This is a genomic window from Actinocorallia lasiicapitis (assembly GCF_054778695.1).
This window is the reverse complement of record NZ_BAAGZI010000017.1, coordinates 1-12,535: the sequence shown is the minus strand read 5'-3', so window position 1 is coordinate 12,535 and position 12,535 is coordinate 1. Positions and strand designations below refer to the sequence as shown.

General features: G+C 69.5%; 14 protein-coding genes. 8 read left to right on the top strand and 6 right to left on the bottom strand.

Annotated features, from left to right (window positions below):
- Window positions 1–37: 37 nt before the first annotated feature.
- The gene (locus tag ACYVE7_RS03955) at window positions 38–1,309 is read left to right on the top strand and encodes an AAA family ATPase (RefSeq protein WP_460363139.1); all 1,272 of its coding nucleotides are present in this window, start codon (window positions 38–40) and stop codon (window positions 1,307–1,309) included.
- Window positions 1,310–1,455: 146 nt separating this feature from the next.
- On the opposite strand, the gene ACYVE7_RS03950 is transcribed toward ACYVE7_RS03955, so the two are convergent.
- Window positions 1,456–1,989, bottom strand: a complete 534-nt coding sequence (locus ACYVE7_RS03950; protein WP_460363138.1) for an ATP-binding protein — start codon at window positions 1,987–1,989, stop codon at window positions 1,456–1,458.
- 166 nt (window positions 1,990–2,155) lie between these two features.
- Here ACYVE7_RS03950 and ACYVE7_RS03945 point away from each other — a divergent pair, with 166 nt between their 5' ends.
- Both ACYVE7_RS03945 and ACYVE7_RS03940 read left to right on the top strand, forming a co-directional pair.
- The gene (locus ACYVE7_RS03945; protein ID WP_460363165.1) at window positions 2,156–3,016 is read left to right on the top strand and encodes a DUF5753 domain-containing protein; all 861 of its coding nucleotides are present in this window, start codon (window positions 2,156–2,158) and stop codon (window positions 3,014–3,016) included.
- Window positions 3,013–3,198: a DUF397 domain-containing protein gene (locus tag ACYVE7_RS03940; RefSeq protein WP_460363137.1), complete on the top strand. Its 186-nt coding sequence runs from the start codon at window positions 3,013–3,015 to the stop codon at window positions 3,196–3,198. Before ACYVE7_RS03945 ends, ACYVE7_RS03940 begins: the two co-directional genes overlap by 4 nt.
- A gap of 51 nt (window positions 3,199–3,249) precedes the next feature.
- Here the strand turns inward: ACYVE7_RS03940 and ACYVE7_RS03935 are convergent, their stop codons facing one another.
- Window positions 3,250–3,540: an MTH1187 family thiamine-binding protein gene (locus ACYVE7_RS03935; protein ID WP_460363136.1), complete on the bottom strand. Its 291-nt coding sequence runs from the start codon at window positions 3,538–3,540 to the stop codon at window positions 3,250–3,252.
- Between the two features lie 48 nt (window positions 3,541–3,588).
- On the opposite strand from ACYVE7_RS03935, the gene ACYVE7_RS03930 reads away from it, so the two are divergent.
- Window positions 3,589–3,729: a hypothetical protein gene (locus ACYVE7_RS03930; RefSeq protein ID WP_460363135.1), complete on the top strand. Its 141-nt coding sequence runs from the start codon at window positions 3,589–3,591 to the stop codon at window positions 3,727–3,729.
- Here the strand turns inward: ACYVE7_RS03930 and ACYVE7_RS03925 are convergent, their stop codons facing one another.
- On the bottom strand, window positions 3,730–5,349 hold the full coding sequence (locus ACYVE7_RS03925) for a long-chain fatty acid--CoA ligase (protein WP_460363134.1): 1,620 nt from the start codon (window positions 5,347–5,349) through the stop codon (window positions 3,730–3,732).
- A gap of 138 nt (window positions 5,350–5,487) precedes the next feature.
- Between ACYVE7_RS03925 and ACYVE7_RS03920 the strand changes: the two genes are divergently transcribed.
- Window positions 5,488–6,099, top strand: coding sequence for a pentapeptide repeat-containing protein (locus ACYVE7_RS03920; protein ID WP_460363133.1), 612 nt, complete (start codon window positions 5,488–5,490; stop codon window positions 6,097–6,099).
- Here ACYVE7_RS03920 and ACYVE7_RS03915 read toward each other — a convergent pair.
- The gene (locus ACYVE7_RS03915; RefSeq protein ID WP_460363132.1) at window positions 6,096–6,557 is read right to left on the bottom strand and encodes a MarR family winged helix-turn-helix transcriptional regulator; all 462 of its coding nucleotides are present in this window, start codon (window positions 6,555–6,557) and stop codon (window positions 6,096–6,098) included. The genes ACYVE7_RS03920 and ACYVE7_RS03915 overlap by 4 nt on opposite strands.
- Window positions 6,558–6,637: 80 nt before the next feature.
- Here ACYVE7_RS03915 and ACYVE7_RS03910 point away from each other — a divergent pair, with 80 nt between their 5' ends.
- Together ACYVE7_RS03910 and ACYVE7_RS03905 are read left to right on the top strand one after the other, a co-directional pair.
- Window positions 6,638–8,089: an MFS transporter gene (locus tag ACYVE7_RS03910; RefSeq protein WP_460363131.1), complete on the top strand. Its 1,452-nt coding sequence runs from the start codon at window positions 6,638–6,640 to the stop codon at window positions 8,087–8,089.
- Window positions 8,090–8,140: 51 nt separating this feature from the next.
- Window positions 8,141–8,698, top strand: coding sequence for a YcxB family protein (locus ACYVE7_RS03905; protein ID WP_460363130.1), 558 nt, complete (start codon window positions 8,141–8,143; stop codon window positions 8,696–8,698).
- On the opposite strand, the gene ACYVE7_RS03900 is transcribed toward ACYVE7_RS03905, so the two are convergent.
- Window positions 8,692–9,078, bottom strand: a complete 387-nt coding sequence (locus ACYVE7_RS03900; RefSeq protein WP_460363129.1) for a hypothetical protein — start codon at window positions 9,076–9,078, stop codon at window positions 8,692–8,694. The two genes, ACYVE7_RS03905 and ACYVE7_RS03900, sit on opposite strands and share 7 nt — an antisense overlap.
- A 132-nt stretch (window positions 9,079–9,210) precedes the next feature.
- Here ACYVE7_RS03900 and ACYVE7_RS03895 point away from each other — a divergent pair, with 132 nt between their 5' ends.
- Window positions 9,211–10,476, top strand: coding sequence for a beta-ketoacyl-[acyl-carrier-protein] synthase family protein (locus ACYVE7_RS03895; protein WP_460363128.1), 1,266 nt, complete (start codon window positions 9,211–9,213; stop codon window positions 10,474–10,476).
- Between the two features lie 37 nt (window positions 10,477–10,513).
- On the opposite strand, the gene ACYVE7_RS03890 is transcribed toward ACYVE7_RS03895, so the two are convergent.
- Window positions 10,514–12,307, bottom strand: a complete 1,794-nt coding sequence (locus ACYVE7_RS03890; RefSeq protein ID WP_460363127.1) for a bifunctional metallophosphatase/5'-nucleotidase — start codon at window positions 12,305–12,307, stop codon at window positions 10,514–10,516.
- Window positions 12,308–12,535: the final 228 nt, after the last annotated feature.

The following is a 12,535-nucleotide window of genomic DNA, read 5'->3' as shown; positions in this document are numbered from 1 at the left end:
GAAGAGGCCCTCTGGGGGGCGGGAAGGGTGGGGGACCATGCTTTTGAGGTTCCGGGTGGCGAACTACAGGTCGCTTCGTGAGGAGACGGTCCTGTCGTTCGTGGCGACCGAGTTCAACCAGGGCGTCGTGCGGATGACGGGCGTGCGGTCCGAGGGCAGGGAGATCGGCATCGTCCCTGCCGTCGGCGTTTTCGGCGCCAACGCGTCAGGCAAGTCCAATCTGCTGTCGGCGATCGGCGCCATGCGTGAAGCGGTCCGGGTCTCCTTCGCGGACTGGGCCCAGCTCGAAGGCGTGCCCAGGGAACCGTTCGCCCTGGACACCGCCTGCCGTGACGAGACGACCCTCTTCGAAGCAGATCTTCTGCTGGGCGCATCGAAGGTCCGCTACACCTACGGGTTCGAGCTGTCGGACGAGCGCGTCGAGGCGGAATGGCTGCACGCCTACCCGAACGGACGCAAGCAGGTGTGGTTCGACCGGGAGGCCGACCGCGCCGAAGGCGAGTACCTCTTCAGAGGCGACGGGCTCAAGGGCGACAAGGACCGGCTGACGGAGTACACCCGGCCCAACGCCCTGTTCCTGACGGCCGCCGCGACCCTCAACCATCCGCAGCTCTCAGCGGTGCACCGCTGGTTCCTGGGCAACTTCTGGCTGGTCAACTCGGGGGACGATCTGCCTCGACGCGGCGAGCACACACGGCGTCTCCTCGTAGAGGACAGAAGACGGCGGAACCAGTACGCCGAACAGGCCGAGGCGATGCTCAGGGCAGCGGACCTCGGCGTCGTCGGCTTGCGGATCGATCCGGGCGCCCAACCCCGGGACCAGGTCCGGCTGCTGCATCGGACGGCGTCGGGCGAGCCGGTCGCCCTGGACTTCACCACTCAGGAGTCCCTGGGAACCCACGCCTGGTTCGCTTTCCTCGGACCGGTCTTCGAAGCCCTCGAACGCGGCACCGTACTGCTGGCCGACGAGCTCGACTCCAGCCTGCATCCGGTTCTCGCCGCCCAGGTGGTGCGGCTCTTCGCGGATCCGGAGGCCAACCCGCTGGGCGCGCAACTGCTGTTCACCACCCATGACGCGACCCTGCTCGGCACCGCTCTCCCAGGCGACCCGATGGACCGCGACCAGGTATGGATCGCGACGAAGAAGGCGACCGGCGAGACCGAGCTGTATCCGCTGATCGACGCCAGACCCCGGGTCGAGGAGAACCTCGAACGCGGATACCTGCGCGGCCGCTACGGGGGCGTCCCCCGGATCAACGACGGCCAGATGGCACGCGAAGTCGCTCACACCCCGCCGGTTCCGAAATGAGCTCCAAGCGGCGACGTCGATAGGACCCCACCCCGGCCCCCCTTCACCCTTTCCAGCAAGATCGCGTCGAGGTGCGGCGTGTCGCCCTTTTGCGCTCCCTGAAACGGGCGACATGCCGCAGCTCGCGGCGATCTTGGGGGCGGGGGTCAGGATTCGGGTGGGTCGTCGTGCAGGGTTAGGTCGGCCCAGACCAGGTGGCCCAGGGCGTCGCTGCCGCAGGCTCCGGTGACGACGGCCAGGTCGGCGACGATGGCCAGGCCGCGTCCGCCCAGTGGGACGCCGTCGAGATGCGAGTCGGAGAAATCGCTGCCGGGGAGGCTCGGTGGCTCGTCCGGGGGGTCGGCGCGGGCGGATGTCGAGGGCATGGGCGCGCCGATGAGGGATCCGGCGCCGCCGAGGTCCGCCACCGCCACGCGGGCCAGTGCGCCGAAGGTGATCTCGACGCCGAACCAGCCGTCGGCCCGGCCGGAGCGCGTGTACAGCAGCGCGTTCGCGGCGAGCTCGTTGACGATGAGCCCCGCGTCGTCCGCGCGTCCCGTCCCCTGGAACAGCTCCTCGACGGTCAGCCGCGCCTCGCGCACCGTCGCGCCGACCCCGGGAAAGACGTAGCGGAGCGCGCCGGGCGGGGCCGCGGCCTGCCAGGCCCACGCCGTCGACGGGGGCGTCGTAAGCTTCACCATGGGTCAGACCTCCTAGTCTGATCAAGGCCCCGGCCGGTGTGCTCGCACCGCGACTCCGGGGCCGCTTCCGTTTTGACGGAACTCTCCAGTTCCCATGACCAGAATCGCCGCCCGGGTTACTGTGGGCTACGAACCCCTGACCACCAGGACGTAAACCGCACGGCCGATCACCGAAACCCGCCCTGGTTTCCTCCCCCCGGAGACGCCGCCATGCCCCGCCCAGAGCACCACCATTCAGTCGCCCACGCTGCAAGCGTTCGCCATCACCCTGACGGCGCTGCGCGGCACACGGTCCAAGAACCGGCTCGCCGAGGAACTCGGCTACACGTCCCAGTACGTCGGCCAGGTCGAGGCCCGGAAGAACTGGCCGTCCAAGAAGTTCGCCGAAGACTGCGACACCTATTTCTCCACGGGCACGCTCTTCGCCGACCACTGGGATCTCCTCGATGAGAACCGCGACGAAATCGAGTTCTCGCCTGGATTCATCGACTACATCGAGCAGGAGGCGAAAGCCTCCTTCCTCTATATCTTCGGCGTCACCGTCTTCCACGGCCTCTTCCAGACCCGCCCCTACGCGCACGAGCTGGTGACGGCAGGACGCGCTCCCAACGAGATCGAGACGCTCGTCAACAAGCGCATCGGCCGTCAGGGGATCCTCGTGGGCGACGCCGCACCCAGGATCGTCGCGATCTTCGACGAGATGGTGATCCGGCGGATGATCGGCGGCCCGGAGGACATGAAGGAGCAGATCACCCGGGTCATGGAGATCGCCGAAATGCCGAACGTCACGCTGCACGTCGTCCCGACCGGCAGAAGAGCACACGCGGGCCTGTCCGGCTCGTTCACGATGCTGCGCACCGTCGGAGCTCCGGAGATGGTCTACACCGAGGGATATGTGGGCGGCACGATCACTGACCACCCGCCAACGGTCGAGACCTTCCGGCTAAGCTTCGATCTGATCAGGGGGGCGGCTATGTCCGCAGATGACTCCCTAGAGTTGCTTCGCACGGCTTTGGAGGGCCTATGAGCACCGTGGACCTGTCGTCCGTCGTATGGCGGAAGAGCAGCTACAGCGGACCCACGGGCGAGGAATGCGTCGAAGTCGCCGGGCTCCCCGCCGTCATCGCGGTCCGCGACTCCAAGAACCCCGATCAGGCCGCACTGATCTTCGGACGTGGCACGTTCGCCTCGCTCGTCCGCAGCCTCTAGAACCTTCCCTCAGCCCCCGATCCGCGAGCCGGTCGGGGGCTGAGGGCTTGCTCAGCTGAGGTGGTGTTCGATGGTGGCGACCTTGGTGGTGAGGGCGTTGGTGGTGCCGGGGCGGAGGTCGGCTTTGAGGACGAGACTCACTCGGGGGGAGAGGGCCTGGACGGCGGCGGTCGCGTCCTTGACGACCTGCATGACCTCGTCCCAGTCGCCTTCGATGGTGGTGAACATCGCGTCGGTGCGGTTCGGGAGACCGCTGGCGCGGACCACGCGGACGGCCTCCGCGACGATCGCGCCGACGTCCTCGCCGACCCCTAGCGGCGTCACTGAGAAAGCGACCAGCATTCCGCCCACCCCTTCCATGAATGTGAGCCCCCAGCTCATCATGTGCCGGTGACAGAACCCGCGATGACGCGGCGGGCCGTGGTGGCCTACGGGACCGCGGCCGCGGAGCCGGCGCGGTCCCGGAAGGTCATCGGCGTGGTCGTGCTCGCCGTGGGGTTCGTGGCGAACCGGGCACGGGAGCCGGTGTGATCACTTCTCCAGGTGGGTGACGGTGTAGGCGCCTTCGGTGAAGTGGGCGCGCATGGTGACCTTGGAGAACTTGCCGACGGACGTCTTGGGGACTTCCGCGATGGTCGTCCAGCGTTCCGGGAGCTGCCACTTGGCGATGTGGGTGGCCAGGAAGTCGCGGAGCTCGGCGTAGGAGGCGGACTGCCCTTCACGGAAGACGACCGCGGCCAGCGGCCGTTCGCCCCATTTGTCGTCGGGGACGCCGATGACGGCGGCCTCCGCGACGGCCGGGTGGGCCATCAGATGGTTCTCGAGATCGACGGAGGAGATCCATTCGCCGCCCGACTTGATGACGTCCTTGGCGCGGTCGGTGAGGGTGAGGAAGCCGTCCGGGCTGATGTGGCCGACGTCGCCGGTGCGCAGCCAGCCGTCGCGGAACTTCTCCGGGTCGTCCGCCTTGTAGTACGACGCGGTGATCCACGGCCCGCGGACCTCCAGTTCGCCGACGCTCTCGCCGTCGTTCGGCAGCACCGACCCGTCCGGGCCGATCAGCCGCGACTCGACGGCCGCGATGAACCGGCCCTGCGTCAGCCGGTAGGCGCGGGCCTGCTCGTCGGTGGCGTCGTGCGGCGGACGCGCCAGGCTCCCCAAAGGCGACATCTCCGTCATGCCCCAGGCGTGCAGCAGGGTGATGCCGAGCTCGTCGTAGGCGTCGAGCAGGACGGGCGGGCAGGCCGAGCCGCCGATGACGGCGCTCTCCAGCGACGAGATGTCCGCTCCCGTCGCCTTCACGTAGGCCAGTAGCCCCTGCCAGACGGTCGGCACCCCGGCGCCCTTGTTCGGCTTGGACGCGGCGATGAACGCGGCGAGCGGCTCGGGGGTGAGGAACCGGTCGGGCATCGCCAGCGAGCAGCCCGTCGAGAACGCCGCGAACGGCAGCCCCCACGACAGCACGTGGAACTGCGGGACGATCGCCAGCACCTTGTCGCGGGCCGCCAGGTCGAAGATGTCGGGCGCGACCAGCGCGAGCGTGTGCAGATAGATCGACCGGTGGCTGTAGACGACGCCCTTGGGGTCGCCCGTAGTCCCGGAGGTGTAGCACATCGCGGCGGCCTGGCGTTCGTCGACGTCCGGCCACGGGAACGCGCTGTCGCGTCCGGCCAGCAGCTCCGCGTAGTCGTGCACCGTGACGCCTTCGGGCGCGGCCAGCTCGCCGGGCCCGTTGACGATCACGTGCTTGACCGTCTCGAGCTGCGGCAGCAGCGGCCCGAACAGCGGCAGCAGCGAGTTGTCGACGATCACCACCGAGTCCTCGGCGTGGTTGGCGATGTAGACGACCTGGTCGCCGGGGAGCCGGATGTTGAGCGGGTGCAGCACGGCGCCCATGCAGGGGGCGGCCAGGTAGACCTCCATGTGCTCGGCGTTGTTCCACATGAAGGTGCCGACGCGGTCGCCTTCGCCGATGCCGAGTTCCGTGAGCGCGTGCGCCAGCCGGGCGGCGTTCGCGCCGATCTCGGCGAAGGTCGAGGTGCGCATCCCGCCGGGGATCACGGTGTCGACGGTGGCGGTGGCGTGCCGGCTCAGACCGTGGTCCATCAGCCGCCGGATCTGCAGCGGAACGTCCTGCATCGTGCTCAGCATGGGGCCTCCCTGGGGTGCGATGAGCGCACGCTAATCCATGTGCATACCGGCGGGTAGCCCTTCTTGCCCGGAAAGAGCCTTTTCTCCTGACCGGATCGCACCCGCGGTTCTGTCCTACCCGGTTGTTACGGTCCTCATATGGCCGAACGTACGCACGGGGCACCGACTCCGCCGACCGACAGCACCGTCCGCGACTGGGACGGCCGCGACGTCGACGGCGAGGTCTTCACCCGTGTGCTCTTCACCGGCCTCGACTGGATGGAGCTGGCCGTCACCGGGGCGGTCTTCGAGGAGTGCACCTTCCGCGACGTCCGGTTCAACGCGTCCGTCCACACCGAATCCGCCTACCTGAACTGCACCTTCACCGGTTCGTCCTTCTTCGACGCCGCTTTCACCTCGTGCAAGCTGACCGGTTCGCTGTTCGACCGCTGCACCTACGGCCTGTTCAAGGTCGACGGCGGCGACTGGTCGTTCGTCGGCCTCCCCGGCGCCGATCTGTCCGGCAGCACCCTGACGGGCGTCCGCTTCCGCGAGGCGGACTTCACCGGCGCCCGGTTCGACGGCGCGGGCGTCCGGGCCTGCGATCTCACCGCCGCCTCACTCCACCAGGCCTCGTTCGCCGCCGCCGATCTCCGCTCGTCGCTCTTCTCCCAGCTCGATCCGCACACCCTGGCCCTCACCGGAGCCAAGATCGACCAGGATCAGGCAGTGCTGCTAGCCGCCACACTCGGCCTGGAGGTGATGCCTTAGCGGGTGTCCATATGGGTGGCCAGATCGTCGACCATGCGGTGGACGAGGGTGGCGAGGTCACGGCGGTCCTCAAGGGACCAGGCGGCCAGCGCCTCTTCCATCCATTGCAGGCCGATGGCGCGGATGGAGTCCATGGCGGCACGTCCCGCCGGAGTCAGGGCGACTCCGTGGGCGCGCCCGTCGGCCGGATCGCGGACGCGCATCACATAGCCGGTCGGTTCCAGCCGCTGCAACTGCCGTGAGACGGCGGGCGCCTCGACGTTCAGCCGGGTGGCCAGCTCGCTCGGCCGCATCGGCGCGTCCTGTTCGGCGAGCACCCGCATCAGCGGCACGGCCGCCCGGTCCACGGGCACGCCCGCGGCCGCGACGGTCTTGCCGTGCTGGCGGGCGCGCGTCAGCAGATGCGCGACGCGGGTCAGCGCGCGCTCGATCTCGACGATGTCGTCCGGTGCCGGCATGGCCTCAAGCGTAGGGCCCGCATACCCCTCGGTATATTGCTTAACTTAAGCAACTACTTCCCATCCCCCCGGGAGAGCGCATGACGGCCGAGGCCACCGACGTCCCGAAAGCCCCGCCCACCGGGGCCGCGAAGCCGGCTCAGGCCGCCGTCGGGCTGTCGGTCTCCCCGGGGCTCACCCTGGTCGCGCTGGCCACGGCCGGTCTCGTGGTGTCGGTGCAGCAGACCGTCGTGATCCCGCTGCTCCCCCGGCTGATGGTGCAGTTCGACGCTTCGGTGACGGCCGTGACCTGGGTCTTCACCGCCGCGCTCCTGGCCGGTGCCGTCGCCACTCCGCTGCTGTCCCGGTTCGGCGACATGTACGGCAAGAAGCCCATGATCCTGACGGTGATGGGCCTGCTGGTCGTCGGCTCGGTGATCTGCGCGCTGTCGGGCTCGCTGCCCGTCCTGGTGGCGGGGCGCACGCTGCAGGGCATGTCGGCGGCGCTGATCCCGCTGGCCATCGGCGTGATCCGCGATTCGCTCCCCCGGGAGCGGATCATGGGCGCGATCGGGATCGTCTCGGCGACGATGGGCGTCGGCGGCACCCTCGGCATGATCGTCACCGGGGCGGTCGCGGACCGGACGGCCAGCCACCATCCGGTGTTCTGGATGACGGCGGCGCTGGCCGCGGCCGGTCTGGTGCTCGTCGCCTGGACGGCTCCCGACACCGGGACACGCACGGGCGGCCGTCCCGACCTGGTCGGCGCGCTGCTGCTGGCCGCCTGGCTGTCGTGCCTGCTGCTGGCGATCAGCCAGGGCAACAAGTGGGGCTGGGCGTCGGCGGGTGTGCTCGGCCTGTTCGGCGGCGCGGTCCTGCTCTGCGCGGCCTGGGTGCTGATCGAGCTGCGGGTCGCCGAACCGCTGGTCAGGCTGCGGCTGCTGGTCGGCCCGAAGTCTCTGTCGGCGAACATCGCCTCGGCCCTGCTCGGCTTCTCGATGTTCGCGGCGTTCACGTTGGCGTCCAACTTCATCCAGGCGGACCGCGACATCGTCGGCTACGGCCTGTCGGGTTCGGTGCTCGCGGTCGGCCTGTACGGGCTGCCCAGCACGGTCACGATGCTGGTCTGCTCGATGTTCGCCGGACGGATCGCGGCCCGGATCGGCTCCGCCCTCACGCTGGCGATCGGCAGCGCGTTCGCGGCGATGAGCTACCTGTGGCTGGCGGTCGCCAACTCCCACGGCCACGATCTGCTGATCTTCAGCGCGCTTCAGGGGATCGGTTTCGGCATCGCGTACGCGGCGCTGGGCACGCTGGCCGTCCAACACGTCCCGCTGGCCGAGAGCAGCATCGCCAGCGGGATCAACTCGCTGGTCCGCACCACAGGCGGCAGCGCGGCAGGCGCGATCACGGCCGCGATCCTCGCCGCACGCACCCTGCCGTCCGGCGCGCCGACCCTCGACGCCTACGTCCTCTGCTTCTGGATCGTCGCCGCGGGCGCCGCCCTCGCCTCCGCCGTCGCGCTGTTCCACGCCGTCCGCCACCGCGCCTGAACCGGGCCGACGTTCCCAGGCGATCAGGGCGGCGGCGCGTACCCTTGGCGGGTGCAGCCTTTGACCGTCCGGTACTCGCTGGAACTGGAGGACGTCGTCGCGGTGCTCGACGGCGCGCCGGAGCCGAACGGCGCCCGCGACCGCTCCGTCGGGATCCTCGTGGCGCTGGCCGGGATCGCCGCGGTGTACGCGATCGTCCGCGGCGCGCTGCCGCAGCATCTCGCCCTGGCCGTGACGGTCGTCGCGGGCGCCCTGCTGCTGCTCCTGCCGTTCCGTGCGGCCAAGGGCGGCGAACGGATGGCCCGCACCCTGATCCGCAAGCATCCGCACCTGTTCACGGGCGAGTGCGAGGAGACCCTGACGGTCGCCGGCATCACCTCGCGCGTCGCCGACATCACCACGTTCTACTCGTGGCCCGAGCTCAGCCACTTCGAGGAGAACCCCACCCATTTCGTCCTCTATGACCGGGACGGCACCGCGGCCCTGATGATCCCGCGCCGGGCGCTGGCCGAGCCCGCGCAGTGCGCGGCGCTGCTCGCCACCTGCCTGCCGGCCTCCGGCCGCGGCACCATGCACGTGATCATCGACGACGCGCCCAGCCCCTACTGAGCGGCCAGGCACTCCTTCGCCCAGCTCACGGCCTCTTCCATCGCGGTGGTCCCCATGACGAGCAGCCCCGCGGGCCCGGGGTTCACCACGAGGTCGGCCAGCTCCCGCGTCGCGACGACGCTCGCGTATCCGCAGCACCGCTCGGCGATCTCGACGGCGTGCTCGGCCCAGTAGCCGTGGATCAGTTCGAGGGCGCCCTTCTGCGGTGCCTCCCGTCTGCTCTGGTCGACGACGACCGCGAACCTGACCCCTTCGCTGTTGGAGCGCTCCAACACGGCCGTCATCCCGGCGTTGAAGTCGGCCGCCTCGGCGACGCTCAGCCGCCCGTTCTGCGCCGCTCTGATCAACGGCCAGTTGGACAGATCCACCACATTCGTCATACCCGTCAAAGTAATCCATTCCGCTACTGACAAGTAATCAGTGCGAACTTCGTCACTCCGGAACTATCGACCCTTCTCCCGGGACGGCAGGCTCGATCCTCCGGCCCGCACGCATCCCGAGGAGGCAGCCCCATGAGCAAGACCCGTGTCGTGGTGACCGGACTGGGAGCCACCACCCCCCTGGGCGGCGACGTCCCGTCCACCTGGGAGAACCTCCTCGCCGGGACGCCCGGTGCGAAGAGCCTGGCCTGGCCGGAGGCCGAGGAACTGCCCGTGCGCTTCGCGGCTGTCGCCGCCGTCGAACCCGCCGACACCGGCCTGCTGTCGGACGAGCGGCGCGCCAGGCTCGACCGCGGCCAGCAGTTCGCGCTGATCGCCGCCACCGAGGCCATGCGCGACGCGGGCTTCGACTACACCGACCCGGACGGCCTGCGCGTCGACCCCGACCGGCTCGGCGTCGTGATCTCGACGGGCATCGGCGGCATCGCGTCCGCGCTCGTCAACTACGACGGCTATCTCGAAGAGGACTGGACGCGGGTCTCGCCCGACACCTACGGGATGATGCGGCTGGACGGCGGCGCGTTCGAGGTGGCCAAGCAGTTCGAGGCCGAGGCGTTCAGCAGCGGCCTGTCCAGCGCCTGCGCGTCGAGCGCCGAGGCCGTCGGCTACGGCATGAACATGATCCAGCAGGGCCGCGCCGACGTCGTGATCGTCGGTGGCACGGAGGCGTGTGTGCACCCGCTCCAGGTGGCGGCGTTCGGGGCGATGCGCGCCATGTCCACCCATAACGAGGACCCGGCGGGCGCGTCCCGTCCGTTCGACAAGGCCCGTGACGGCTTCGTGCTGGGCGAGGGCTCCGCGATCCTGGTCATCGAGTCCGCGGAGCACGCGGCGGCGCGCGGGGCGCGCGTCCACGCGGTCGCGGCGGGTATCGGCTACTCCTCCGACGGCCACGACATGGTCCAGCCGCCCGAGGACGGCCGGGGCGCGGCCAAGGCCATGGCCCGCTGCCTGGCCGACGCGGGCCTCACCCCCGAGCAGATCGTGCACATCCACCCGCACGCCACGGCCACCCCGCAGGGTGACGTCGCCGAGATCAACGCGATCAGGACGACGTTCGGCGCGCACGCCTACAACATCCCGCTCACGGCCACCAAGTCGATGACCGGCCATCTGCTCGGCGGCGCGGGAGCGCTCGGCGCGCTGATCACGGTGCTGACCCTCCGCGACGGCCTGATCCCCCCGGTGATCAACCTCGAGGACATCGACGACGCCATCGACCTCGACATCGTCGTCACCGATCCGCGCAAGCTGTCCCCCGGCCCGGCCGCCGCGCTCGCCAACTCGTTCGGTTTCGGCGGCCACAACGTCGCCCTGGCGTTCGAGCGCGTCGTCTGACCCGCCGGCCGTCAGACGACGGCCGGCGGGATCACGCTCAGAAGACGGGGACACCCGCCCGGACGAGCCTCCAGTTGACGGTGTGGAAGTCCGCCGCGTCGATGATCTTGGTCGCGGTCGCGTAGTCGATCAGCGCCTGCCGGATCTCCTGCTGGGCGTTGAGCACGACCGGTGCGGACGTGATGTGCGGGAACCCGCCGCCGCCCGACTGCCGGTAGTTGTTGACGGCGATCACGAACTGCCGTGCCGGATCGACCGGCGCGCCCTCGAACGTCAGGCCGACGATCCGCGAGCCCGCGGGCTGCGCGATGTCGATGTCGTAGGAGACCCCGGCGAGCTGGTCGAAGTTGTAGTCGGGGATGCCGCCCGCGTTGGTGAGCGCGGCCACGTCGACCGGCGCGGCGGGGGCGAGCTGGTTGAAGTACCGCGCGGAGTACTCCAGGTAGTCCTTGACCTGAGCGCCGGTGATCACGCTGGCGATCAGGGTGTTGTCGTAGATGTACAGGCCGGCGATGTCGCGGATCGACACGTCGCCCGCGGGGAACACGGCCGTCCGGCTGAACGGCGCGGCGATCGACAGCACCGGAAGTGATGCGTATGACGTGCCCGCGAGCGCCGTCTTGACGGTCTCCATCTGCACCTTCTGGATGTAGTCGAGGATCGCGGTGTCCTTGTACGGGGACTCCTGGGCGCTCAGCTCGGCCGCCGACTTCGCGATCACCTGGTTGACGTAGGAGACCGTCTTGTCGTGCTGCGGCTTGATCAGCTTCACGATCGCCGGGTCCTCGGCGACGGTGTTGCTGTTGACCGAGATCGCGGACTTGGTGACGACCGTCCAGGCGTCGTTCTTCTTCCCGGTCGGCTCCAGCGTGAAGTCCATGACGACGAGCCGGCGGCCCCAGTAGGACGGCTCGGCCAGCAGCACCTGCTTGCCGGTGGCCTTGTTGGTGACGAACCGCTGCGCCACCTCCTTGTGCGCGTGGCCGAACAGGATCGCGTCGATGCCGGGCACTTCCTCGGCGACCAGCGCGGACGCGTTCTCGACGGGCAGGTCGCCGCCGTAGGAGGAGAAGCCGTTGTCGCCCGCGTGCGCGGTGACGATCACGAGGTCGCAGCCCTTGTCCTTGAGGACGGGCACCCACTTCTTCGCGGTCTCGACCAGATCGAGGAAGTCCAGCTTGCCCTCGACGTTCGCCTTGTCCCAGATCGCGACGCCGGGGTTGGTGAGCCCGAGCACGCCGACCAGGATCGGCTTACCGTGGTTCTTCACCCGCATCCGCTTGATCACATACGGCTCGTAGGCGGGCACGTCGCACCCGGCCTTGACGGCGTTCGCGCCCAGCACCGGCGCGTGCATCTGGTGGATCCACTTCTTGAGCAGCGGCAGCCCGTAGTTGAACTCGTGGTTGCCGAGCGTCACGGCGTCATAGTTGATCGCGTTCATGGCGCGGGCCATGGGGTGGAACTCGCCGGTCTCGGTGATCGGTTCGATCTTCGCGTAGTAGGTCGCGAGCGGCGTGCCCTGGATGGTGTCGCCGGAGTCGAACAGCAGCGTGCGGTGGCCGCCGCGGTCCGCGCGGATCTGCTTGACCAGGGTCGAGATCTTGGCGAGGCCGATGTCGTCGTGCTTGGCGTCGTCGTACTCGGCGTTCTTGAAGTAGTCCCAGTTCAGACAGCATCCGTGCAGGTCGGACGTGCCCATCACGGTGATCGTGACGCTCTTGTCGTCCTCGCCCGCCGAAGCCTTCCCCTGCCAGCCGGCCAGCGCCAGTGCCGTCGCGGCGCTCACGCCGCCGAGCGCCTGCCGCCTGCTGAGCTCGATGTCCCGCATTCGCACCTTCTCTCGGGTATGCCACTAAAGCCCTAGACCTTAGGCCACCCGGGAGCACTTCGGCAGCTCCGGAACTCTCAGCCGCCGAACCAGCCGTCCAGGACGGCCGTGCAGGCCCGCTGCTTGACCGCGTCCTCGGGGAACCGCCGTGCGCACTCCGCGGCGAACGCGCCGCCGCCCGGCTTCTGCTGCGGCGCGGCGACCGGGCCGCGCGGCTTCGGCTTCGCG

Bases quoted from the DNA above. Each gene is read 5' to 3' on its own strand.
- ACYVE7_RS03955 (WP_460363139.1), top strand. From the start codon at position 38: ATGCTTTTGAGGTTCCGGGTGGCGAACTACAGGTCGCTTCGTGAGGAG.
- ACYVE7_RS03950 (WP_460363138.1), bottom strand. From the start codon at position 1,989: ATGGTGAAGCTTACGACGCCCCCGTCGACGGCGTGGGCCTGGCAGGCC.
- ACYVE7_RS03940 (WP_460363137.1), top strand. From the start codon at position 3,013: ATGAGCACCGTGGACCTGTCGTCCGTCGTATGGCGGAAGAGCAGCTAC.
- ACYVE7_RS03935 (WP_460363136.1), bottom strand. From the start codon at position 3,540: ATGCTGGTCGCTTTCTCAGTGACGCCGCTAGGGGTCGGCGAGGACGTC.
- ACYVE7_RS03925 (WP_460363134.1), bottom strand. From the start codon at position 5,349: ATGCTGAGCACGATGCAGGACGTTCCGCTGCAGATCCGGCGGCTGATG.
- ACYVE7_RS03920 (WP_460363133.1), top strand. From the start codon at position 5,488: ATGGCCGAACGTACGCACGGGGCACCGACTCCGCCGACCGACAGCACC.
- ACYVE7_RS03915 (WP_460363132.1), bottom strand. From the start codon at position 6,557: ATGCCGGCACCGGACGACATCGTCGAGATCGAGCGCGCGCTGACCCGC.
- ACYVE7_RS03910 (WP_460363131.1), top strand. From the start codon at position 6,638: ATGACGGCCGAGGCCACCGACGTCCCGAAAGCCCCGCCCACCGGGGCC.
- ACYVE7_RS03900 (WP_460363129.1), bottom strand. From the start codon at position 9,078: ATGACGAATGTGGTGGATCTGTCCAACTGGCCGTTGATCAGAGCGGCG.
- ACYVE7_RS03895 (WP_460363128.1), top strand. From the start codon at position 9,211: ATGAGCAAGACCCGTGTCGTGGTGACCGGACTGGGAGCCACCACCCCC.
- ACYVE7_RS03890 (WP_460363127.1), bottom strand. From the start codon at position 12,307: ATGCGGGACATCGAGCTCAGCAGGCGGCAGGCGCTCGGCGGCGTGAGC.